Below are 23,899 nucleotides of genomic sequence, written 5' to 3' on the forward strand. Positions count from 1 at the left end.
CCCATTTTTATAACCGCTTTACTCCATTTACTCTATTAATTTTTTAATCACCGTATTGCACAAATCCCCTGCCGTTCGTACATCTCGTAGGCAGGATGCCGAAATATCAATCCCAAACGTTTCTTCCAGTTCTCCAACCATTACAACTACCTCTACAGAAGCCAAACCCATATCAGCGAATAGGCTGGTCTCCTCCGTCACTTTCAGCTCTGTTTCTGTTGACTCTTTGATGATTCTAAGTACTTCTTTTTTTACTTCTTCTATCGTCATTATCCTTCTCCTCCTGTCACACTATGACGGATCATCTTTCCTACTGCGGTTTTTGCAAAGGGCTCCTCAAAGAAAATTACCTTCCGTATCTGCTTAGAGACAGGCGAATTCCCATTATATTCTGCAATTTTCTTTTCAATTCGCTCTCTGACTTTCCATTTAGATTCCTCACTGATTCCTTCCTGATAATCTGGATATATTGCTGCAGTAATCAGATTTTGTTCTACCCCTACCATGATTTCTTTGATTTCTTCGTAGTTACATAATTTGGTTTCTATCTCTTCTGGACTTACATTTTCTCCGTTCGAAAGAATAATTAGGTTTTTTCTTCTCCCTACTAGATAGAAATATCCTTTCTCATCCGTTCTACATAAGTCTCCTGTCGCATACCATCCATCGCAAAGAACTTTTTCCGTTTCTTTAGCATCTTTGTAATATCCCACCATTACAGATTCACTTCGCAAATACAGCTCTCCATTTACAATCTTTGCTTCCAAACCTGCAGTAGGTTTTCCTATCGTATTCGGGCGATCTGGCGTCATCTCCCACAAGAATCCAATTGCACCAGCTTCAGATGCACCATATGCCTGAAGTACAGTAATATTCTGATCTCTCAACATCTGCAAAAATTCCGGATAGAATGCTGCTCCGCCACAACTGATGATATGAAGATTCCACCCTAGAAATTTTCCATTTGGCCCTGCTTTTTTCAATTTTCGTGCGAGCATTTTGAGCATCGACGGCACCACAAATATATAATCTGGTTTCATTTCTTTCAGGTACCGGTAAAAGTATTTCAAATCCCCCGCTATACATACTTCTGCCCCCAGATACAAAGTATTTAGTATAGTAATAAATCCTGCCATATGATGAAAAGGCATGACCGCCAGTAGCGCTTCAAATTTCTGACTATTAAGCCTCGTACATACACTTGCAATCATTCCACGTCCAGACATCATAACTGCCTTGCTTTTACTCGTTGTTCCGGAAGTGAAGAAAATGCAGGAAAGATCGTCCGGTCCCAGTTCTGTACCGAATGTAATCTCTTTCGTTATAGATCTCTTTTCTTTCGCTTTGCAATGAGTCTGAGTTTTCCCTACATCACTCATGGATATGATCTGAACAGATTCCAGAAGCCTTGCCTTTTGAACATGTTCTTCCGATGCTTCATCATATAGAATCGCATCCAGATCCACCCGTTTTGTAAGCTCAGATATTGTGTCCGCATCAGATTCCCAGTCTAGTAAGACAGCTACTGCCTCCGTCCAGAATACAGCACAGAAACATATCAACCACTCATAGCTGTTTCTTCCTATAATCCCTATATGCTTTCTCCTTAATCCCCGTCTCTCTAATTGACGGGACATAGTCCGCACCTGTCTGAAAAACTGCTCTGAAGAGATCTCGACAATCTCTGTTCCTACCATATATCGAATGATCCTGCGTTCCGCAAGTTTCTGTTCCATCTGTTCCAAAAGTTCCCTCATGTTTTTCAGATACTTTTCTTCCATTAATGTATCCCCTCCAGGATGACCTTCTTTTTCTTTCTCTTTTTTTTCTTATTTACAAATTCCACTCCCCTGCATAGCAGATACACAATGATACACCGACCGATCATGGAACATATAGCTCCCATAACAGGATGGTCAGCGAATAGTATGGGAATGCGATACCACGGAAAAATAATCTTTTCATAAGCATGAATGCAAAAAATTCTTATAGAATGGAATCCAATCTCCTCTAACATCCCCACGATTTTTCCATTCCATTCCCACTTCATAATATAAGCATACAGACGCAGAAGGAAAAAACCTACACAAAAGGTAGCCGCTACATCGATTAATCCCATTCTCCAGACACATGCCACCATATTTACGTTTCCAAATGTCAAAGACACAATAACGATCAATAACATAACTCCCCAACACCAGATTGGTAATTTATCTGTCAGTAGATGATGCTTTCGAATAAAATTTCCTGCCGCAAGACAACCTACTGCAATCAATGCCAGGGGAAGACAAAAGATCCATACTTTTGAGATTAATGTCAGCAGATACCCCAGGATCACGCATCCCACGCATAGACAATTCTGAAGTTTCTCTGACTTTAAAAGCATAATTGCATTGTAAATGTTCCAGGCTCCGAATAATGCCAGAATAAACCAGCATACTCCGACAGACTCTATCGCAATTCCACGGATTTCTCCTCCGCCTTCTGCATTAAGCCCCAACAAATATGTAAGTACGAGTTCCCCACCATGGTCTTTAAATGATCTACGCTCCACAACAGCCAGAATAGTTTTCGTGATCAATATTGCTGCTGCCACTGTCCAATACGGATATAACAATAATTTTTTTTGTATGCAAAAACACTTCTTTGCACTACGTTTATAGAATCCAAATCCGCTGATCATAAAAAACATAACAAGGATTCCACCGCCCCAAATACTCCCCCACCCACTAAACAAATCTGTATTCGTTGTCCCGGGCAGAAAAAGAAGCAAAGAATGTCCTAGAAGGATCACCAGCATCCCTACTCCTCGGATTAAATTAAAATATCCCAGACTTTCTTCTTTTCCCGGACTATTCTCCATTCTCCTTTGCTCCTTTTCGCATCTGTTTTAATACACCAAATAATTTTTTTCTAAGTCCCAAAAGTACCAGAATCTCCAGTACCAGAAGTACATACCGGAAGTAGGATAACTTATACATTCCTAACACCATAAACGTTGCCAAAAGCACACATACAACCATTAAAAGCAGCATTTTTTCCGGAAAGATATTTCCCTGCAGGTTCTGCAACCTACAGGCTCTTTTCATCAATACATAATGTAAAAATGTCAATAACATATAACAGACAAGCGTCGTCCACCCCGCTGCCATATATCCATAAATAGGAATAAAAATTGCATTTAGAATCAAATTAGCAGCAGAGCAGATAATGGAAATAACAGAAATCCCTTTATTTTCACCATAATACATCTCTACATTAGCAAATAACATATATATAAAGATAAAAAACACACTGGTGGACACTGGTGGAATAATCCAAAGCGCCTGATTATATTCTTTGGTTGCCAAAATATGAATCAAATCGGGAGCGAATGCACTTAACGCCAGCGTAGCTCCTGCAACTAATATGCACAATACAGTTACTGTATATTTAAGATCCTGATATTTTTTTGCTTTCAACTTTCTGTACATCCAAGGATTAAACGACCCATTTATAGCTGATACCAGAAGCAACATTATCGTAGCAGCTGAATAAGCCACACTATAGATCGCAGCCTTTTCACTACCAGTAAAATAATTGATCATAATGCGGTCAGACTGATTCAGTATCATCTGAGAGACATAGAAGAAAAACAATGGCAGATTAAACCGCAATGCAAAACTCCAATACTCTTTTTTAAAAAATGTTTTTCCCTTGTGGAACAACACTCCGACCAGTATCACTCCGAAGAAAGTCTGAACTACAACCGGTGCAATGATACGTGCCTCCGCTTTGTAATTCGTATTTAATACTGCAAGAACAGCAATCACAGGATTCAGGATCGTACTGACTAATGTGACAATCACCGGCAGCTGATACTTAAAATCAAACCTTTCCCGGTTCGTCCACAGCATAAGCGGCGGATTAAAAAAAAGCTGTATAAACATTAACATCATAATAAAACTGCTAAGTCCGGTAATCTGGTCGATCCAATTGTGAAACAGCACATAAACTGCCGCCATAATCAACGTCATCACCATTATTAACCCCAGCATGGAAGATGTGTAGCCATCTTTATCTTTTTCATAACGGATCAAGCCATTGTTTAAGCCCTCATATGGAATTTTTAATGATGTAACCAAAAGAAAAATATCGATCCATGCAAAATATACATTACAAATACCATATTCTTTTGTAGTCAGTAACCTGGTAAAAATAGGTACCGTAATTAATGCAGTCCCTCTCTGCAGAAAATTACAGATTGTAAACCAGACAGAAGTCCGCACAGCGGATGACATTTTACTGTAAGCTTTTGTCAATTTTAGATTTAATTTCACAATCAAGTCCCCTATCTTTGCTTTCCTTTACATACTGTTCCGCAAACAAAAATCCCATCCAGAATGCAAACGGCACAGCAATCGGATTCGCGAACGCAGATTCGCTGCTGCTGGATATTAACAGATATAATAATGGAATCAGAGAAGATGCAAATGCGCTTTTACTAGATTTTAAAATAAATACTTTCTTAACGATCAACGCACATACTCCGATAAATGCCAGAAGTCCAAAGATCCCGCACTCTCCAAGTATCATTGGCCAAAAGGTATCTGATACAAACTCATGGTACTCCGGTGAGATCCCCCACACTCCATCCATCTGATACATTCCATAGACAGGAGAATAAGGATCCGCCGAAAACGCAGAACCATATGTCCCCCACCCTGATCCAAATGGAAAATGATCCTTGGCAATAAACGGTGCCCCAATCGTCAATACGGCACGTGCAGATTCTGTTCCCATCATGATATAATAACTAATCACCTGATACACTCCTGCAAACAACGCAATCAACAACACACAGCCAGTAAATATCTTCACCTTTTTACTGAGCTTCTTTTCTTTATAAAAGACCAGCAAATAGACCATCAATATACAGGCCACTGCTCCTACACTCTTAATTCTTCTGGTACTTAACATGATAAATGCAAGCATCACTAGCGGCGGAATGATCTTTTTTCGCTTCTGTTCAAAAAACCATAGATAAATTGCGCTCAAAAATACGCATTCTCCAACCAGTATCGTATATGCAGAATAAAATAATTTAATCGCCCTCATTCCATAACGGGTCTCTTTTGAAAAAATTCCAAAACACAGATCTGCCAGACAAAAGACAAATAAAATCACCACAATTCCATTCAATACAGGCCATAGTTTTTTCTTCAACTGTTCAAAATTAAGCTCTTTATCGGCAAATATCAAAAAAGAAGCACCTGCTGCCAAAAAAAACTTGAGATTCACATAAGCATCCTTCGCTGCATTCGACAATGGCTGATAATGATAAATAACATATCCGCCCCATCCACTTAACCAAAATATCGCCAGGAGCGCAAAGAAACATATTTGTTGCTTTGTCCATGTAACTTTTTCTTTCTTCTTTATGATCCAGTATAGAAGAGCTGGGATAATCAGCAAAGCAAATAGTTCATCCAGATATTGAAACACTCCTGCCCATTGCTGCAGCCGGTTTTGTGCCAGAAAAAGTATGACAAAGAATATAAATATATATGTTTTTCGAGAAATAACTGATTTCATCTTCTATACACCTTTTTCCTTCCTTTTCAGCTCTTTTTTTCATATTCTGATGGTTCCGGTAAGATCAATTCAAAGCTCCCTGATAATCTTCTTTGAATTTTTTCAAATTCAATTTCCACTTTACTGTCATTCAAGCAAATTGTACGATATTTCTGCTTTTCAATACTTCGGCAAATTCCTTCTGTCGAATCTTCCCATAACTCAAAATGATGTCCCCACTTCGTACTTCTTGCAATAAAATTACCTTCACAGATCTGCCAACTCTTCATCAACCATTGAGTCAGATCAGACTTTGACCGAAAGCGATTCTGCCCGCAGCCCTCTAATAGTTCTCCTTCCAGCTCCCATACATGTTCAAATGTACTTTTCAAAAGCGAAGCCGGAAGATGCGGATCCCGAAAACAGGAAAAATTTTGGAATGGAAGCAGAAAAATATTCCTCATCACATCTTTTCCATATTTGAAGGTAAAAAACTTTCCTGCATTTTTTCTCAGGACTTCTTTCTTATTAAAATATTTATTAATTACGGCAAAATTGTTAATTAGTATATGAGGAAAACAGTCCTCCGGATCAAGAGCCGTTACAATATCCATCAACGCAGATTCACAGGGAATCCCATTTTCAAAAAAATCTTCCACACAAACAGGTGCCGTAATAAATGTATCATCATTGAATAATACAAAGTGTTCACTCAGCTCCGGGATTCGATGGATCCGCAGCTCAATGACATTCGCATTAAATGTCGGAAGATACTGCCTGGGAATGTAATCGTCGTGTCGTACCATCCGAAGTTTTGGATGCTCTGTATTCAGCCATTCCGGCACCTGCCCATTTGTTATAAAAAAAATCCGATGGACCCATGGCGCATACTTTTCCACACCTCGAAACCAATATTTCATTAATCCCCAGTCACGATACCGATTTAAGCTCGATCCATTATCTAAATTGGGGGGACAGAAAAGTGCTCTTTCCTTCTGCCATACCGGATCAGCTCCATCTACCCAGGTAACTACAAAATCAATCTGATCTATCATTTTCCCACTCCCCTTTTACCTGCATTTCTAAAGGTAAAGCTTACACATTTTTTCTCCATACTTCTCTAAAGTATCAAATTCTTTCTCCCTGCATGCCACCCTAAACAGTTCAGGTTCATTACTGTTCCAGATACTTTTAATTTTCTTTTTTAATGTCTCGACATCCCCTGCTGTAAACAGCCAGCCAGTATACCCATTTTCAATCAATTCAGGGACACCTCCCTGGTCACATCCAAGTACCGGAGTCCCATTCATCATACTCTCTATAACCGAAAATGGACAATTTTCATTGCATTCTGACGGACACACAGAAAATCTTGCTCCCTGAATCATTTCTTCCAAATCTTTGCCCTTTAGAAATCCTACATTTTCAACATTATCAAGTCCTGCCATCAAATATTCCAACGGCCCACTTCCTGCAAAAACAAAAGGAATCTGCGGCAATTCGCGGCAGACTTCCAATAGCGTACGTATTCCCTTTTCTTCTGAATATCTTCCAAAATACAAGACATATTTTCCATTTTGCTCCTGTTTCGGAACAACAGGTTCAACGAAATTACGCATCGTGACCGTTTTTTTCGCAAGTACCGGATTTGTATCTAATTTTTCTTTCATAAAAGACGACGGACACACAATTACGTCAATATTTTCATAAACATTTCTTTTATTCCAATATATAGCCTCCAATGTACCAAGACAGCTTTTTAAAAAGGAATTGTGTATACATTTTTCCCGAATGCAATTTCCAAAACCACCGCCATTTAAACATTTTTCACATGTCCTGCGAAATTTCGGTCGATACAGATAGTGATTCGGACAGACCAGCTGTGAATCGTGTGCCGTGTAAATAACTTTTACCTTTTTTCTGTATTTTCTCCGGTATTCTTTTACAGCCAAAAGAATCGACGGCGTCAGTTGATAATTAAAATTATTAATATGTACGACATCCGGCCGAAATACGTCCAGTATTTTTCCAATCTTCTTTTTTGCTTCCATAGAATACACGATTTTCAAAGGGTTTGTAAAATATGACAGAAAGCCTTTCTTATGAAAATCCACAGAACCAGTATAGAGATCCCAACGATTTCCAACAATATTATCCGGATGGTACATTCCGAAATATTCCACCTCATACCCCTGCGATTTCAAGTATTCTCCTAACTTGAAAACATACGTTTCTGCTCCTCCGGCGGGATGCAGAAATTTATTGACCATTAAAACCTTCAATCTATATCCCTCATTCTATCCTTTTTTGTATAAAGCAAGCGTTTTCTCCGTAATCTCGTCCCAGTTATATTTCTGACATACATAATCACTTACCCGCTCTCTACATTCTTCGATCAATTTAGGGGTTCTGCAAAGTTTTTGAAGAACATTTCTCAAATCTTTTACATTTCCCTTTTCGAACAGATAGCCATACTCTCCCATCACTTCCACACATTCCGCAATATCAGAACATACGCAGCAATTTCCGTAACTCATAGCTTCCAACAAACTGATCGGCATTCCTTCTACTTCAGATGGCAGACAGTAAAGATAACTGTTACTATATAGTTCTTCCAACGCTACACCCTTCACAAAACCGGTAAATACAATACGATCATCATCTTCTGCTAATTTCTGCAGTTTTTTATAAAATGCCTCCGTATCCGAGGGAGCCCCTGAAATCACCAGCTTTTTGTCCGTTTTTACATGCAAAAATGCCCGAATCAGATTTTCCAGGCCTTTTTCCGGAACAATTCTTCCAAGATAAAGAATATAATTATCCTTTTGAAGTCCCCATTGTCTGGTAATCACTCTGGCTTCCTTTTTCTCCGGTTTTTCAATTCCATTCGGTATTAATGATGTATCACGGTGATAAGTCTCCCAAAAATATTGCTGCATCGCACGGCTCAACACAATAATCTCATCCGCACAGGCAACTGCGGTTTTTTCTCCATGCTTCAGATACCACGACGCAAATTTCCCCCATTTACTTCTTTGCCAGTCCAGACCGTGTATTGTAACAATCGTCCTGATTCCAAACCGATGTGGCAAAAATGCCATTGCGGACGGTCCTTCCGCATGAAAATGTATGCAATCATATTTTCCGCACACTGCACACACAGTTGCAAAAAACGACCTCGTAGCTGCTGACACACCTTTTATATTAATTACCGGCACCTCACAGATGCGAATCCCCCGATAGTTTCTTTGATGTCCTTTTTCTTTATTTAGTTTTCTCTCTTTCCGGCTTCTGCGCTGGTTATACAGTGTCACCTGATGTCCTTCTGACACCATCCGGGTGCTTAGAGCTTCCACTGCAACTTCAATTCCTCCTGCTCTGGATGGAATCTGCTTCTGCCCAATCATCGCAATTTTCAATTAAAACGCCCTTTCTCCTATTATTCCCCATAATGCCTCTACTGCATATATTTCCCTTATTATATACAAGTGTACGTGATTCTGCCTTTTTTGTCAACGTAATACAGACGACCTGCCGTTGGCGGCTCGTCTCGTATACTCGGTACTTAAAAGAAAAGACGGAGATATGATTTTCATCATACTTTCCGTCTCTTCCGCATATCTTATGCATATTTTTCCATTTTTTCTTTTTTCTTATTGAACTTTCTGTCTGCAAGCAGTTCGTTCTTCAAGCCGATACGGTTCGTCTTAAAGTGGAAGAACGGACGTTCCGGAAGTGCAATGATCTGTACCGGCTGCATATGTGGATCCAGACAGCTGCGTACCTCTTTTTCAATATCCTCAACACGGTATCCATCTTCCAGCATGACATACAGGTATGGAAGGAAATATCCGGCATGTTTATCATCAGGAACTACAACGAAGAACTCATCATCAATTCCCTCGATGTTCGCATCTGCAACACAGTTTTCCATTGGAAGTGTTGCCAGATCACCGCCGCCGAAGCGAGGAGCTTTTCCACGTGTCAGTGTAAACAGGTTACCTTCTTCACTCATATATCCGATGTCACCGGTATGTAGCCATATCTTTCCGTCTTCATGCATCTGAAGAGATTCTGCTGTTGCTTCCGGATTATCATATCCTAACATCACTCCAGGACCGCTGACGCAGATCTCACCCTGCTGGTTATAGCTTAACTCTTCCTGTGTTCCCGGCTTAAATACACTGATGGTTGTAAGTGGAAGCGGAATTCCTACATTGCCATCTGTCATTGCTCTCGTCGGTGAAGGGAAGTTCAAGTTAGAACCTGCTTCACTGCATCCGTACGCAACGCTGAACTGTACATTACAGTTATGATCATTCAGGAACTTCTGCGCATTTTTCACCTGCTTATTGTTGTAGGATTCACATCCTATACCAGAAGCCAGTAAGTGAGACATATCATAATCATCCGAAACACGGCCATTTCTCATTACATTCTCGATGAACATTGGAATGATCGGCCATGCATTCGGACGATAGCGCATCATCTCAAGATCTACATCTTCCGGATCACAGAATGGATCCAGAATTAAAAGCCTATTAGATGCCATAGGCATTAATATCATAGATACTACAACAGCTACCAGTGCCGGTGGCAGAATCGTTACTAACCAAGTTGGACGGAATTCATCTGAACTAGCATAAAAGTTCATCTGATGGATCACACCGATCATCGTATGTGCTGAGTGGATGACCTGCTTGGACGGTCCGGTAGATCCGCTTGTATAAGCGCGGAACAACGGACGATCGACATCAACCGCTGCGTCAACCTTTCCGAAATAGGTCTTACCAACTGTCAGGAATCTATCCCAGCTGATGATCTCTGCTCCATTAGCAGTTGTCTCTGGGTAGTTGCTGTCCAGACATTTCTGAACGTAATCCGGCATTGCATCTCGACTGCAGGAATTACAGGTATCCAGAATGATCACTTTTCTGACATCGCTTCCTTCCAGATATGCTTCCAGCTCATCCTGTGCAAGGTAATCATGTGCAAAGATTGCTCTTGCGCCGGCTTTAGCGGCAGCTTCCACATTTTCTTCCAATGTATTGTCACGGCACAGTAAAGATGCACCGATCTTTTCAGCCGCAAGGAGCATATAAACAAATTCCGGTACTGAACGGAGGAATACAGGAATCTAATCTCCTTCTTCAAATCCCAACGCTCTTAATGAGCGTGCCACTGCTTCTGTCTTCTCAAATACAGTACTCCACGGAATATCGTTTCCATAATAGTGGATTGCAGCAACATCCTCTCCTGGACAGTTCTTTTTCAAGTATTCCAGAAGCGTACATTCTGGAATCTGAATATTACGAATCATCTCAGGATAGTATCTCATCCATGGACGATCAATACTCGGTCTGCCAGTCATTCCTTCTGGAAGCGCTTTCTTCAAAGCTTTCTTCTTGCTGCGTTTTCTTGCTGCAAGTATATCACTCTTCAAACCGATACGATTCGTCTTGAAGTGGAAGAACGGGCGCTCTGGAAGTGAGATGATCTTTACTGGCTGCATGTGTGGATCCAGACAGCTGCGTACTTCTTTTTCAACATCTTCAACACTGTATCCATCTTCCAGCATGACATACAGGTATGGAAGGAAACACTCTTCATGCTCATCATCCGGAACTACAACAAAGAACTCATCATCAATTCCCTCGATGTTCGCATCTGCAACACAGTTTTCCATTGGAAGTGTTGCCAGATCACCACCGCCATAGCGTGGTGCCTTTCCACGAGTCAGTGTAAACAGGTTACCTTCTTCACTCATATATCCGATGTCACCGGTATGCAGCCATATCTTTCCGTCTTCATGCATCTGAAGAGATTCTGCTGTTGCTTCCGGATTATCATATCCTAACATCACTCCAGGACCACTGACGCAGATCTCACCCTGCTGGTTATAACTTAACTCTTCCTGTGTTCCCGGCTTAAATACACTGATTGTTGTAAGGGGAAGCGGAATTCCTACATTGCCATCTGTCATTGCACGTGTCGGTGAAGGACAGGTCAAATTAGAACCTGCTTCACTGCATCCATAAGCAACGCTGAACTGCACATTACAGTTATGATCATTCAGGAACTTCTGAGCATTTTTCACCTGCTTATTGTTGTAGGACTCGCATCCTACGCCTGAAGCCAACAGGTGGGACATATCATAATCATCCGGAACACGTCCATTTCTCATCACATTCTCGATGAACATCGGAATAATCGGCCATGCATTCGGACGATAGCGCATCATCTCAAGATCTACATCTTCCGGATCACAGAATGGATCCAGAATTAAAAGCCTATTAGATGCCATAGGCATTAATATCATAGATACCACAACAGCTATCAGTGCCGGCGGAAGGATCGTTACTAACCAAGTTGGACGGAATTCATCTGAACTAGCATAAAAGTTCATCTGATGGATCACACCGATCATCGTATGTGCAGAATGGATGACCTGCTTGGACGGTCCGGTAGATCCACTTGTATAAGCGCGGAACAGCGGACGGTCAACATCAACCGGAGCCTCTACTCTTCCAAGATAGTTCTCCCCGAGTGATAAAAACTTCTCCCAATCCATCGTTGCACGTCCATGAGCAAGATTTTCCGGATAATTGCTGTCCAGACATTTCTGAACGTAATCCGGCATTGCGTCACGACTGCAGGAATTACAAGTGTCCAGGATAATTACTTTCTTCACATCACTTCCTGCAAGATAAGCATCTAACTCCTCCTGGCTGAGATAATCGTGTGCAAAGATTGCTCTTGCCCCTGACTTAGCGACAGCTTCTACATTTTCTTCCAGTGTATTGTCACGGCATAATAAAGATGCGCCAATCTTCTCAGCTGCAAGAAGCAGATATACAAATTCCGGTACAGAACGAAGGAATACCGGAATCTGGTCACCTTCTCCAAATCCCAGAGCCTTCAGAGAATATGCCGCAGCTTCTGCCTGTTCAAAAACAGTACTCCACAAAATTTCATTTCCATAATAGTGAATTGCTGCTACATCCTCTCCCGGACAATTTTTCTTTAAATAATCCCAAAGTGTACACTCCGGAATCTGTATCTTACTGATCATTTCCGGATAATATCTCATCCAAGGGCGATCGATACTCGGTCTGCCAGTCATCTTCTCATTCATAACTATATAATATACTCCTCACTCATTCGTAATTATTGCCGCTGTACGACTGGACTTAGTATAGCACAGGCTAAAAAGGAATACACAGGAATCTTTTTGCAAAAAAATGGAAAAAAGTGATTCACAAAGAATCACTTTTTTCATTATTCCATTTGTGAGATCAAATGGATACCATGCATCATATGCTGAATGTACTCCAGAATAGCCGATCTGTCTGAAATGACCACATTATCTCCATAATTCCAGAACTCTTCAAATGATCGCTCAAAGATCTTCTGAACATCGGAGCGGTTCACAATCATGCAGTTATTCAGGCTTCCGATATTTTCCAGTCTCAGGCAGGTAATCGTATCAGATATGAAAGTACTCTGGTTATCCAGATATTCAAAATCCGAAACAAATTTTCCATATACCAGGCGGACTTCCAGATTTTCATTATTTTCACACAATGAAAGAAGATGCTTCATATATCTCATTCTCTGATCCACACTAAGGTACACTTTATAATTGTAAAAATCGATTTTATGAGCTACAACCAGATTGGAAAAAGCTGTCTCATAGATCAAAAGTCTGATATTGGATTCCTGCATCACATTCTGGGTCAGCTTATGAATTGCCCGCAGCTCATCCGGATCAATCTCCAGTTTTCTGGTGATAATCAGTTCTTCCAGAATCTCTTCAAACAGATCATCCGGAAGAAAGTGCTCCGTCAAATGGCCGATTGCCCATCTTAAATTCGGGGCAAGCACAGAGTGAAGATACTCACGGCCTGAAATCATTGCATTCATCGACACCTTACGGAAAAGCAGTCTTTCATGAGTACAGAGCGTCCTGATATTTCGGAATACTGTATTACAGTTTTCTTCTTCCTCACTTATCATAACCGAGATACATCTGTCATTGTTGATCAAAATTCCAGAAATCATAAAATCATCTTTAACTGTAAAGATCAGATGCCCGGCAGCCTGATCATCTCCATACAGTTGAAAATCAATTGCTGTATTATTCGTAAGCAAATGGAACAAAAACAAGGTATCGTTAATATAGTCCCATCTTTCCGGCCGGATATGAATGACCATAGAATAATGCACATCCGGATATCCTCCGAATGTTGGCATATGCTCATTCTCGATCACCGTAAACTGAATCCGCTGCTCATGCTCAATATTCATCAGATCCAGAACTGCTATGACATCCAGTGACTTTACTCTTCGCAGAACCGGATGATGCATTCTTGATATGTACTGCAGAAGACTCAGTTCCGGGAAACAGAATGTCTTTGGAGCAATATCCGTCCCGGTATTCTTCTGCATCTCTTTCACATACTGGTATTCTACCTCCAGATTGTCAAAGATAGCCAGCTTTAAATCCTCTATGTTCTCGACCTGGTAATCGGATAATAAATTTCTTCTCCCAGTTTCACTGGCTACATCTACGATACATCTGCTAATTCCTTCCAGGATTTTCTTTGCCGACTTTTCCGCCGGAATCATCCGCCCACTCACCCATTTACTGATGTAGGACACATCGTACTGAAGCTCCTGGGCGAGCATATAGTTTTTAAGCTCAGCTTCTACCATCAGATCTTCCAACAGCTTACTGAATCTATTTTTTTCTGCCATTTTATAACCCCTGTTTCATATAAAATATGAAATTCCTCATCTTTCAAATTTACAACATATAGAAAACCTCTAATCACTTTACTATATCATTATTTGCGAAACTTGTAAATTATTGACACATAAAGTAATCGTGTCTATTTTTTTACCATTGTCTTTTATGACAACAAATGATTTTTGGTGCATTTCCACCGGGGTCAATATAACTTTCGCTATTACTGCTGCATATTCCATATTCCTTTTCTTCCCTTATAATATTCTTGCAAAAAATACAAAAAGAGGCTTGCAATTGTCAATCATTACAAACCCCTTCACTTCTTTTATTCAATTAAAATTATTTGATACGCCTGCTTCTATCTTGCAAGTTCCAAATACAGATCCTTATACTGTTTTGCGGAATTATCCCAGGAACAATTCTTTTCCATATCACGCTGTACCATCTTATCCCAGCACTCGCGCTCTGTGAAATACAGTGTCTTTGCTCTGTTAATTGCATCCAGCAACAAACCAGTTTCATAGCGGTCAAATGTAAATCCATTTCCGGAGTCTTCAAACATATTATATGGTTCTACGGTATCCTTTAATCCGCCTGTCTCACGAACGATCGGAATCGTACCATAATGCATAGCTGTCAGCTGTGTTAATCCACAAGGTTCAAACTGTGAAGGTACTAATAAAGCATCTGCACCTGCATAGATCTTGTGAGCTCTTGTCTCATCGTACATAATATTAGAGCATACTCTTCCTTTATATGCATTCTCATAATAACGGAAGGAATCTTCATATTCGGCATCTCCGGTCCCCAGCACTACAACCTGTGTATGCTCGTCCATTACCTGCGGAAGGATTGCATTCACCAGATCCAGTCCCTTCTGGTTGGTCAGTCTGGAGATCAGTCCAATGACAAACTTGTGATCATCCTGAACAAGTCCCAGTTCTTCCTGTAAGTTGAGTTTATTCTCTTTCTTCTTCTCAATTACATTCGTAACATCATAGTTTGCAAATAATCTGGAATCCGTAGCGCTGTCCCATACCTCGTAATCAATACCATTCACGATACCTCTTAACTTACCGGCATGATATCTCAAATGCGCATCCAGAGTCTCACCATAATATGGGGTCTGAATCTCTCCTGCATATGTATTGCTGACCGTTGTGATAATGTTGGCATATGCAAGTCCGCCCTTTAACATATTGGCATCATTATAATTTACTTTCAATACATCTTTGTTAAATACATAATCCGGAAGACCTGTCCAATATTTGATCGTTGGGATATTATAAATACCCTGGAACCGTAAATTATGGATTGTAAGAATCGTCTTCGCAGATGTCAGTTTTGTATTTTCGAACATCGTTCTCAAATATACAGGAACCAGAGCTGCCTGCCAGTCATGACAGTGAATAATGTCCGGTATCCAGTCCATATAGTTCAACGCTGCCAGTGCTGCTTTTGCAAAAAAGCAGTATTTCGGAATGTCATCGATCAGGTTCGTATACGGATTTCCACTGCTGAAAAACTCTTCATTATCAATGAAATCATATACAACGCCATCCCATACATATTCCATGATTCCTACATAGAATGCTCTGCCATCCAGGCACAGATCCATCTGGAAAGATCCTTTATATACCATCTTCTCCTGATATTTCCATGGAATGCATTTATAACGCGGAAGAATTACTTTCACATCACAGTTCTGTTTTACCAGAGCTTTCGGAAGAGCATACATAACATCTCCGAGACCTCCGGTCTTTACAAACGGATAACACTCAGAACCGATAAATGCAATACTTTTTCTAGGTGTCGTAGGTATTTCTGTTTTTGGTTCTTCTTTCACCTTTTCCTCAACCTCTTTTTCTTCTTTAACTTCTTCTTTTTTTGCTTCCTTTGGTTCCACTTTCTTAGCTGCCTTCGGTGCCGCTTTCTTCGGCTCTTCTATCTTCTTCGGTTCTTCTGTTTTTGCTGCCTTTGGCTCTTCCACTTTTTCTACCTTTGGCTCTTCTACTTTTTTCGCAGCTTCAGCTTTTATTGCCTTCGGCTCCTCTACTGTTGATTACCAAATTAATTGCTAACACAGTATTCAAATTAAATTGTACACATAATTAGGTAACTTCAAATTGTTTATACATATATATTCATATTAAATGTGAAACCCCATCATAAAAAAATGGATACTCAATTTAGAATATCCATTTGGTGTTGATATAAATATTTTAAGGCGTATGAAATTGAGCAGGCGCTCTTTTCACATGGTAATTTCTTATAGATTTTTTGACTGTTTTTTTGTGTTTCGTGCAAATTATCAAGTTCAACTTGGAGTGAGTTCACAAAATATGATTCATCTTCACATTCCATGAATTCATTTATTTCAATTCCTAACAGCCATTTTAGATTGTCTTTTACTAAATGGCATAGATAAGTATGTTCTAAGTTAACGCTATCTTCAACAGTTACTTTAAAATCAACACTTCCTTCAAAATGCACTTCTTTTAATTCGGCAATTTCACTTTTTCTTGATGCGGATCCTGTTTCATATATGATCATTTGGTTTGTTTCTAATATCATTCTATTGACCTCTAACTCAATTCATTGTCGTTTATGGCATCCATTACAGTTTCCATACTGATTATCATTTCCTGCTTCTGCTCACCAATCAATAAACTTTTATTACAGATTTGATTGATCATTCGAGGAATACCATTCGATGCGTTGATAATTGCGGTCAGTGCATTATTATCGAACACTTCCTGATGACATCCTACACCATCTAATTTTTCTTTTATATAACGTTTTGCCTCTTCTTCATTTAGATTTTCTAAATTGTGTGACATGATTATACGCTGCCTTAATGGTTCATGGCTTGATAAGCGCAGCTGATTGTTTAACTGTGGCAATCCAACCAGTAATACGACTGCATAATCTTTTGAATCCATTTCAAAATTGAACAGTATTTTTAAATCATTCAAGATCCCGCTTTTCATATAATTAGCTTCATCAAATATAAATACAGGTGTAATTCTTTTTTCACGTTTGTATTTTTCTATAATTGTCTGAATGGCTCGGAAATTGTCGACTTTTTTATAGTATGGTTCGATTCCAAGATTCAATGCCATCTGTCTGTAGAATTCTATAACAGTAACTGTAGACAGTGATATATATACTACCTTATAGGCGGCAGGATTCAATTCGTTTGCCCATTGTCTTACGCTTGTTGTCTTGCCTCGGCCTGCACCTCCTGTCAATACGCCAAAGCCTTTTGTCTGCAGAAGATAATTCAATCTGAATTTCACTTCTTTATATTCATTTGTTTCTACTAAAACATCTTTTCCATTTTTTATAAATGGATTGATTTCCAATCCATATCTTCCTGTATAATTCATTATTGCCCTCCCAGCTCACTAAGCTTCAGTTTATGTCGATGCATCGTTGCATTTTTATTTTTATCCAACAGTTGAATAGGTTCCAACTCTTTTGAAATAGAATCTACCACATATACTTTTTTCAAATCTGGTGAATAACGAATCAATAGTTTCTGTCCCTGATATTTATAGTTTACTTCATATTCCTTTTCGTCAATTACGATCACACTGTCATTAGATACTTTACGTTCGATTTCAAGTAAAAAGCTGCGTTCAACCTCCTGATCAGACATTCTAATAATCAATGTACTTTCTGAAAAGAAACGTTCCATCGGTGATTTTCCATTCAATGATGAATGAATGCGTTGATTATATTCCTGTACATAGGCAAACAATGATTTTCTTAATTCTTCAATATCTTTAAAATCATTCATACAAAGCTGTGACATCCACTGATCTTTCAGAGTTCGAAACCAGCGCTCAATTTTCGCCTTTCCAGTTGGAGTTCGAGCGGGATTATAATGAATGATTGTTCCTATTCGTGCTGCCAGAAGGTTCATCTGACTGCTTCTGTAGTTGGCTCCATTATCAAAGTTGAATTTTTTTGGCTTTCCATATTTAATGACCGCTCCACGAATCACACTCATCAGATTCACAAAATTATCGTTAAAGAATATATCGATTCCGACAATCATACGACTTGCATCATCTATAAGTGCAATAATATAAGTCCTCTGCTTCTTTCCGTCTACTTTTAGATAAGGACCTACACTTGAATCTCCACACCACACTTCGTTTATATGTTCACATTCGTATCGCCTCATATCTTTTATAGGTGTGATTCCTTTTGAATCCTTATATTTCTGCACAAATCGATTTACTGTAGACAAAGAAACATCTTTTTTTACGATTGTATTTGTGTCAAGAAGTCTCTGGTAGACTATCGTAGCTGGAAGTTTTGGGTATTCAGACAATATATAAATAATTTGATTTTGAACATCCCCATCTAGCTTACGATATTGATTAGAATCATTTCGTGGCTTTGGGATCAATCCATCAAATCCGAATTTTAAATACCGGTTATACCACCTTCTTACTGTATGAGGGTGCACCCCAGCCTTTGAACCTGCATCTCGAAAGAAATCACTTTTTGATTTGTACGTATCTATATTTCCAGATACAAATGGTGCAATAAATCCATACCTTTTTAAAGCTATTTCCTGTGCTGTTTTATGATCCATTATAAATTTTCCTCCTTACAGCGACATAATATACAAGGAAACGACATAATTCCTCACACCTTATGTGGAGAGGGATAAAAAAATATTTCTAGTGCATTTAACCTGCATAAACTGTAATGAAAAAAATTTAAAACAGCTCTTAAAAAGATCAGGATTCAATCTCATACGTTCAGACATCAGTCGCTCTTTCCAATACTTTTGAAACTGGGATCGAATATAATAATACGAATATTCATTAATTCCTTCATTCCATTCTATCCAGTCAATGAATTTATTAAGAAAGTCTGATTGAAGAGCTTTTAGATGAACTTCCAAAGCATATTGAGAATAAGGAACGATAAAATACAAAAGCACTGCATGAGTGGATTTACAACTCATACATTTAACACGAAGGATCCGCAAAGTGACTGAATGTTTTCTGTATTTAACTTTACGAGTATAATAGCCATGTTTTTGAAAATCATGATGTTTACATTTAGGACATATTAAGGAATACAGATTTAAAGTCTCTGTGAATTTTTTATACGATTCAGCATCTACCTGGTTGACGTTAGCCTTATAAACAGTTATCATAATCTTGTTCGTAAGAGCGGAGAGTAAAAAGAACTCATTGGCGTGCGTTGGTTTTACTCTCTTTTCTTTTTCTCACTTTCTATAGGAAATATTATAAAAGTCATAACACATAATTTGAATAAATTTTATTCAAACTTGTGCTATGACTTTTTCATTTAATGTGATTAGATTATTCACTTTCATATTCAAATAATTTGGCAATCAACAAAAGTGAACGGAAAAGGAGGTCTGCTGTGGACAGTTAGGAGCGAAAAAAGCCTTGATTTATCAGGCTTCGCAAGCCCCAAACCGGGGCTGGTGGTATAAAGTATCGCCCGCCCCGGAAAACGGGCTTCTAACCGTCCACAAAACGCACTATGACAAATACCATCTATATCCATCAGCCGGAAAAGGCGTTCAGCTTCACCCGGCTCCCGAATTTCCTCTTTGAAGCCCCCACATTCAAGCCCTTGTCCAACGAGGCAAAGGTTCTGTACGCCTTTATCCTGCGCCGGACAGAGTTATCCCGCAAGAATGGGTGGGCGGATGATTGCGGACGGATTTATCTGTACTATCCCATCTGCGAGGTGGTTGACCTGCTCCACTGTGGGCGGCAGAAAGCGGTAAACACCCTGCGGGAACTGCAATACGCCGGGCTGGTGGAGATCCAGAAGCAGGGCTGTGGAAAACCCAACCGCATTTTCCCAAAATCCTATGAAGCGGTTCCAAACACCGACTTCAAGAAATCCGGTTCTGGTACGCCGGAGGGCTGAAAACCGTACTTATGAAGTGAGGAAATCACTCCCCGGAAGTACGAAAACCGGACGGTATATAGAAATACAAAGATTAAAAAGATTTATTTATATTCTATCCATTCCAATCCTATCCGAGCTAATTTCTGCGGGATTTTCCCTGTGGAAAACCCCGGATAGGAAAGGAATGGGGAAAGGAGCAGAATGGCACAACACGCAATTTTGCGGTTTGAGAAGCACAAGGGCAACCCGGCAAGGCCGCTGGAAGCCCATCACGAAAGACAGAAAGAACAATACGCCAGCAACCCCGACATTGACACAAGCCGGAGCAAGTACAACTTTCATATCGTCAAGCCGGAGGGACGCTATTATCACTTCATTCAGAGCCGGATTGAGCAGGCCGGGTGCCGAACCCGCAAGGACAGCACACGGTTTGTCGATACGCTGGTAACTGCCAGCCCGGAGTTTTTCAAGGGGAAATCCCCAAAGGAGATACAGGCGTTTTTCCAGAGGGCGGCGGACTTCCTCATTGGCCGGGTAGGACGGGAAAATATCGTGTCGGCGGTGGTACACATGGACGAGAAAACGCCCCACCTGCATTTGACCTTTGTTCCGCTGACAAAGGACAACCGCCTGTGTGCAAAGGAGATTATCGGCAACCGGGCAAACCTGACGAAGTGGCAGGACGATTTTCACGCCTATATGGTGGAGAAATATCCTGACTTGGAGCGTGGGGAGAGCGCCAGCAGGACAGGCCGGAAGCATATCCCCACCCGGCTTTTCAAACAGGCGGTTTCCCTCTCCCGGCAGGCAAGAGCCATTGAAGCCACACTGGACGGCATTAACCCGCTGAACGCCGGAAAGAAAAAAGAGGAAGCCCTCTCCATGCTGAAAAAGTGGTTCCCGCAGATGGAGAATTTCTCCGGGCAGTTGAAAAAGTACAAGGTCACAATCAATGACCTGCTGGCGGAGAATGAGAAGTTGGAAGCAAGGGCAAAGGCCAGCGAAAAAGGAAAGATGAAAGATACGATGGAACGGGCAAAGCTGAAAAGCGAACTGGACAATTTACAGCGGCTGGTTGACCGTATCCCGCCGGATATACTGGCGGAACTGAAACGTCAGCAGCGGCACACGGTAAAGGAAAGGTGATAGATATAAGCAGAAATTTTCGCCGCCTCTGTGCGGCATTGTACCTTGAAAACTGAATATGGAGGACACTGGATGGCAAAAAGTGAAAGCGATATTTTTACACCCCGAACAGGGCAGGTTATACAAGCAGAGAACGGCACGCAGTATTTTGTATGTGGGAACAACCGTATAAAAATCTCCGAACACTTCGCCGCAGGCGGGAAGCCCCTCGGTGATCTGATTGTAGATGTGGTGCGGCATACCGCAGAAAAAGCCGCTTCAACCTGATAGCCCATCATTGATAACACGCCCACGCTTATGATATAATTGCCATAGAGCAAAAGTATTGTAAGCGTGGGTTGTTTCTTTAGAAGGAGGATTTTTACGGTGAAACAACCTTACAATACTACGATTTACAACACGGCGCTTTATATGAGATTGAGCCGGGACGATGAACTGCAAGGAGAAAGCGGGAGTATTCAGACACAACGCATGATGCTCCGGCAATATGCCGCCGAGCATGGCCTGAATGTCATAGATGAATATATCGACGATGGATGGTCTGGAACGAACTTTGACAGGCCGGATTTTCAGAGAATGATTGATGACATTGAGGACGGGAAAATCAACTGCGTTGTTACGAAGGATTTATCCCGCTTAGGCAGAAACTACATTCTGACCGGCCAGTACACGGAAATCTACTTTCCCAGCAAAGGCGTCCGCTATATCGCTGTCAATGACAATGTGGACACCATCAACGGAGAGAATGAGCTTGCCCCATTCCTCAACATTCTGAATGAAATGCACGCCCGCCAGACCAGCAAAAAGGTAAAGGCGGCCATGCGGACACGGTTCGCAAATGGCGCACACTATGGAGCCTATGCTCCGCTTGGCTATGTCAAAGACCCAGATAAGAAAGGCCATCTTCTGATTGACCCGGAAACAAGGTGGATTATCGAAAAGATTTTTGACCTTGCCGTTCATGGCCGGGGAGCCGCCAGCATTACACGGATTTTGGTCGAAGAAAAAGTACCTACTCCCGGCTGGCTGAATTTCCAGAGATACGGCACTTTCGCAAATATCTATGCCGGAGCGCCGGAGGAAAAAGCCTATGCGTGGACGATAGCGCAGGTGAAAAGTATTCTGAAAGAGGAAACCTATATCGGACACAGCGTCCACAATAAGCAGACCAACATTTCATTCAAAAACAAGAAGAAAGTACGCAAGCCAAAAGAGGAATGGTATCGTGTGGAGAACACCCACGAAGCGATTATTTCCGAAGATGTGTTCCGTCAAGTACAGGAGCAGATTTGCAACAGGCGCAGACGGCAGAAGAACGGCACAACACAGATATTTTCCGGGCTGGTAAAATGTGCGGACTGCGGCTGGTCGCTGGCCTATGGTATGAACAGCCAGAACAAAAATCCCTATGCCCACTACCATTGTAGCAAGTACGGGCAAGGATTGCACCAGTGTTCCATGCACTATATCCGCTATGATGTGCTTTACGCCTATGTCCTTTCCCGTCTGCAATACTGGTCTGTGCTGGCACAGCAGGATGGGGACAAACTTCTGAAACGGCTACTTAACGCCAGCGACAAGGAACGCAATACTGCAAGGAAGCGGCAGACAGCCGAACTGAAAAAGGCGGAAAAGCGCAAAGCAGAAGTAGACACCCTGTTTGCAAAAATGTATGAGGACTGGTCTGCCGGACGCATTACAGAATACAATTTCAATATGCTGTCCGAAAAGTATCAGGGCGAACAGCGAGAATTGGACGTAAAAATTGAACGGCTTCACGAAGCGATGGAGACCGCCGCCCAGACAGCGGTTGACGCTGAAAAGTGGATAGGTCTGATGAAACAGTATGTCAATCCCACAGAATTGACGGCTGAACTTCTGAATACGCTGATTGAAAAAATCCTTGTCCATGAAGCGGTCAAAAGTGAGGACGGAAGCCGGGAACAGGAAGTGGAAATCTTCTACCGCTTTATCGGCAAAATCGAATGACACATCTTGAGATACCCAACAATATCTTTAACTAAGGGAAACGGGAAGAAATGATTTCAATACTATGTGATGAAATACTGAAATCATATCAAGCTGGTTTCAAAGAGGGAATCAAGATTGGATATGAAGCAGGTGCAAATTCTTTACAAGACGATCAATAAAAGATCGTTTTTTTTAATTTGTTGTCCAATAATCATTCATTTCATGGCCTATTAGGGTGAAGGGATAAGAATTTCCTTTATTCCCCATGATCTTTGAAAATAGGATAACAACTGTTAAAACCAAAACCTGTATGCCCGAGCTAGATCAATGATGCGCAATGACTACCATATACAGCCTATAAATAATATATGGTAAGAGCGATGATACTTCAGAATGATCAGCAGCAGTCAACTGTGCCATGACAGCATGCAGGATAATGATACTTTCAGCGATGAGCGCACACGTAAGATGCGTGGGTGAAACTCCCATGACTGATGGCTGACAACCATCTACTTTAGCAGGATTCCCTATCGTTTTCGGGTTATCAGGGATAAATAGAAAACA

At 40.8% G+C, this 23,899-nt stretch carries 21 protein-coding genes; 4 read left to right on the forward strand and 17 right to left on the reverse strand.

Features of this window, described 5'->3' with window-relative positions:
• Nucleotides 1-27: 27 nt before the first annotated feature.
• The 17 genes from FYJ50_RS02935 to FYJ50_RS10870 form a co-directional block, all read right to left on the reverse strand.
• Entirely contained in the window at nt 28-270 is a 243-nt protein-coding gene (locus FYJ50_RS02935; RefSeq protein ID WP_154459545.1) for an acyl carrier protein, read from the reverse strand.
• Nucleotides 270-1,781, reverse strand: a complete 1,512-nt coding sequence (locus FYJ50_RS02940) for a class I adenylate-forming enzyme family protein (RefSeq protein WP_154459546.1) — start codon at nt 1,779-1,781, stop codon at nt 270-272. Before FYJ50_RS02940 ends, FYJ50_RS02935 begins: the two co-directional genes overlap by 1 nt.
• Nucleotides 1,781-2,863: an acyltransferase family protein gene (locus FYJ50_RS02945; RefSeq protein WP_154459547.1), complete on the reverse strand. Its 1,083-nt coding sequence runs from the start codon at nt 2,861-2,863 to the stop codon at nt 1,781-1,783. Before FYJ50_RS02945 ends, FYJ50_RS02940 begins: the two co-directional genes overlap by 1 nt.
• A complete protein-coding gene (locus tag FYJ50_RS02950; RefSeq protein ID WP_154459548.1) occupies nt 2,853-4,319 on the reverse strand; it encodes an oligosaccharide flippase family protein in 1,467 nt (488 codons plus the stop codon). Before FYJ50_RS02950 ends, FYJ50_RS02945 begins: the two co-directional genes overlap by 11 nt.
• A complete protein-coding gene (locus tag FYJ50_RS02955; RefSeq protein WP_154459549.1) occupies nt 4,282-5,574 on the reverse strand; it encodes a hypothetical protein in 1,293 nt (430 codons plus the stop codon). The genes FYJ50_RS02950 and FYJ50_RS02955 overlap by 38 nt, the downstream gene beginning before the upstream one ends.
• 26 nt (nt 5,575-5,600) lie before the next feature.
• Nucleotides 5,601-6,608 (reverse strand): stealth family protein, encoded by a 1,008-nt coding sequence (locus FYJ50_RS02960; protein ID WP_154459550.1) that lies wholly within the window; start codon nt 6,606-6,608, stop codon nt 5,601-5,603.
• Between the two features lie 27 nt (nt 6,609-6,635).
• Nucleotides 6,636-7,823, reverse strand: a complete 1,188-nt coding sequence (locus FYJ50_RS02965) for a glycosyltransferase family 4 protein (RefSeq protein ID WP_205946398.1) — start codon at nt 7,821-7,823, stop codon at nt 6,636-6,638.
• Between the two features lie 27 nt (nt 7,824-7,850).
• Nucleotides 7,851-8,972, reverse strand: a complete 1,122-nt coding sequence (locus tag FYJ50_RS02970; RefSeq protein ID WP_235900909.1) for a glycosyltransferase family 4 protein — start codon at nt 8,970-8,972, stop codon at nt 7,851-7,853.
• A gap of 203 nt (nt 8,973-9,175) precedes the next feature.
• On the reverse strand, nt 9,176-10,690 hold the full coding sequence (locus FYJ50_RS02975; protein ID WP_338082991.1) for an AMP-binding protein: 1,515 nt from the start codon (nt 10,688-10,690) through the stop codon (nt 9,176-9,178).
• A complete protein-coding gene (locus FYJ50_RS02980; protein WP_205946400.1) occupies nt 10,691-12,688 on the reverse strand; it encodes an AMP-binding protein in 1,998 nt (665 codons plus the stop codon).
• 143 nt (nt 12,689-12,831) lie between these two features.
• The gene (locus FYJ50_RS02985; RefSeq protein WP_154459552.1) at nt 12,832-14,310 is read right to left on the reverse strand and encodes a helix-turn-helix domain-containing protein; all 1,479 of its coding nucleotides are present in this window, start codon (nt 14,308-14,310) and stop codon (nt 12,832-12,834) included.
• Between the two features lie 81 nt (nt 14,311-14,391).
• Entirely contained in the window at nt 14,392-14,541 is a 150-nt protein-coding gene (locus tag FYJ50_RS02990; protein WP_154459553.1) for a hypothetical protein, read from the reverse strand.
• Between the two features lie 119 nt (nt 14,542-14,660).
• Nucleotides 14,661-16,292 carry a glycogen synthase gene (locus FYJ50_RS02995; protein WP_338082988.1) on the reverse strand — a complete coding sequence of 544 codons (1,632 nt, stop codon included), beginning with the start codon at nt 16,290-16,292 and terminating at the stop codon, nt 14,661-14,663.
• Nucleotides 16,293-16,486: 194 nt separating this feature from the next.
• Nucleotides 16,487-16,876 (reverse strand): hypothetical protein, encoded by a 390-nt coding sequence (locus FYJ50_RS03000; RefSeq protein ID WP_154459554.1) that lies wholly within the window; start codon nt 16,874-16,876, stop codon nt 16,487-16,489.
• A gap of 11 nt (nt 16,877-16,887) precedes the next feature.
• Nucleotides 16,888-17,691: an ExeA family protein gene (locus FYJ50_RS03005; protein ID WP_154459555.1), complete on the reverse strand. Its 804-nt coding sequence runs from the start codon at nt 17,689-17,691 to the stop codon at nt 16,888-16,890.
• On the reverse strand, nt 17,691-18,911 hold the full coding sequence (locus tag FYJ50_RS03010) for a DDE-type integrase/transposase/recombinase (protein WP_154459556.1): 1,221 nt from the start codon (nt 18,909-18,911) through the stop codon (nt 17,691-17,693). The genes FYJ50_RS03005 and FYJ50_RS03010 overlap by 1 nt, the downstream gene beginning before the upstream one ends.
• Nucleotides 18,912-18,971: 60 nt before the next feature.
• On the reverse strand, nt 18,972-19,484 hold the full coding sequence (locus tag FYJ50_RS10870) for a DUF6431 domain-containing protein (RefSeq protein WP_420841793.1): 513 nt from the start codon (nt 19,482-19,484) through the stop codon (nt 18,972-18,974).
• Between the two features lie 356 nt (nt 19,485-19,840).
• On the opposite strand from FYJ50_RS10870, the gene FYJ50_RS03020 reads away from it, so the two are divergent.
• The 4 genes from FYJ50_RS03020 (at nt 19,841) to FYJ50_RS03040 (ending at nt 23,353) form a co-directional block, all read left to right on the forward strand.
• On the forward strand, nt 19,841-20,236 hold the full coding sequence (locus FYJ50_RS03020; protein WP_002588752.1) for a replication initiator protein A: 396 nt from the start codon (nt 19,841-19,843) through the stop codon (nt 20,234-20,236).
• A 183-nt stretch (nt 20,237-20,419) separates the two neighbouring features.
• Nucleotides 20,420-21,364 (forward strand): MobV family relaxase, encoded by a 945-nt coding sequence (mobV, locus tag FYJ50_RS03030; RefSeq protein ID WP_122790866.1) that lies wholly within the window; start codon nt 20,420-20,422, stop codon nt 21,362-21,364.
• Nucleotides 21,365-21,436: 72 nt separating this feature from the next.
• Complete coding sequence (locus tag FYJ50_RS03035; RefSeq protein ID WP_002334813.1) at nt 21,437-21,631, forward strand: hypothetical protein; 195 nt, start codon at nt 21,437-21,439, stop codon at nt 21,629-21,631.
• Nucleotides 21,632-21,730: 99 nt separating this feature from the next.
• On the forward strand, nt 21,731-23,353 hold the full coding sequence (locus tag FYJ50_RS03040; RefSeq protein WP_002334812.1) for a recombinase family protein: 1,623 nt from the start codon (nt 21,731-21,733) through the stop codon (nt 23,351-23,353).
• The last annotated feature ends 546 nt before the right edge of the window (nt 23,354-23,899 follow it).

Source organism: Floccifex porci, from assembly GCF_009696175.1.
Classification (GTDB): domain Bacteria; phylum Bacillota_I; class Bacilli_A; order Erysipelotrichales; family Erysipelotrichaceae; genus Floccifex; species Floccifex porci.

Coding starts and splice junctions, on each gene's coding strand:
- FYJ50_RS02960 (WP_154459550.1), bottom strand. CDS start 6,608: ATGATAGATCAGATTGATTTTGTAGTTACCTGGGTAGATGGAGCTGAT.
- FYJ50_RS02980 (WP_205946400.1), bottom strand. CDS start 12,688: ATGAATGAGAAGATGACTGGCAGACCGAGTATCGATCGCCCTTGGATG.
- FYJ50_RS02955 (WP_154459549.1), bottom strand. CDS start 5,574: ATGAAATCAGTTATTTCTCGAAAAACATATATATTTATATTCTTTGTC.
- FYJ50_RS03005 (WP_154459555.1), bottom strand. CDS start 17,691: ATGAATTATACAGGAAGATATGGATTGGAAATCAATCCATTTATAAAA.
- FYJ50_RS02990 (WP_154459553.1), bottom strand. CDS start 14,541: ATGGAATATGCAGCAGTAATAGCGAAAGTTATATTGACCCCGGTGGAA.
- FYJ50_RS02935 (WP_154459545.1), bottom strand. CDS start 270: ATGACGATAGAAGAAGTAAAAAAAGAAGTACTTAGAATCATCAAAGAG.
- FYJ50_RS03035 (WP_002334813.1), top strand. CDS start 21,437: ATGGCAAAAAGTGAAAGCGATATTTTTACACCCCGAACAGGGCAGGTT.
- FYJ50_RS02985 (WP_154459552.1), bottom strand. CDS start 14,310: ATGGCAGAAAAAAATAGATTCAGTAAGCTGTTGGAAGATCTGATGGTA.
- FYJ50_RS02945 (WP_154459547.1), bottom strand. CDS start 2,863: ATGGAGAATAGTCCGGGAAAAGAAGAAAGTCTGGGATATTTTAATTTA.
- FYJ50_RS03020 (WP_002588752.1), top strand. CDS start 19,841: ATGACAAATACCATCTATATCCATCAGCCGGAAAAGGCGTTCAGCTTC.
- FYJ50_RS10870 (WP_420841793.1), bottom strand. CDS start 19,484: ATGATAACTGTTTATAAGGCTAACGTCAACCAGGTAGATGCTGAATCG.
- FYJ50_RS02940 (WP_154459546.1), bottom strand. CDS start 1,781: ATGGAAGAAAAGTATCTGAAAAACATGAGGGAACTTTTGGAACAGATG.
- mobV (WP_122790866.1), top strand. CDS start 20,420: ATGGCACAACACGCAATTTTGCGGTTTGAGAAGCACAAGGGCAACCCG.
- FYJ50_RS03010 (WP_154459556.1), bottom strand. CDS start 18,911: ATGGATCATAAAACAGCACAGGAAATAGCTTTAAAAAGGTATGGATTT.
- FYJ50_RS02965 (WP_205946398.1), bottom strand. CDS start 7,823: ATGGTCAATAAATTTCTGCATCCCGCCGGAGGAGCAGAAACGTATGTT.
- FYJ50_RS03000 (WP_154459554.1), bottom strand. CDS start 16,876: ATGATATTAGAAACAAACCAAATGATCATATATGAAACAGGATCCGCA.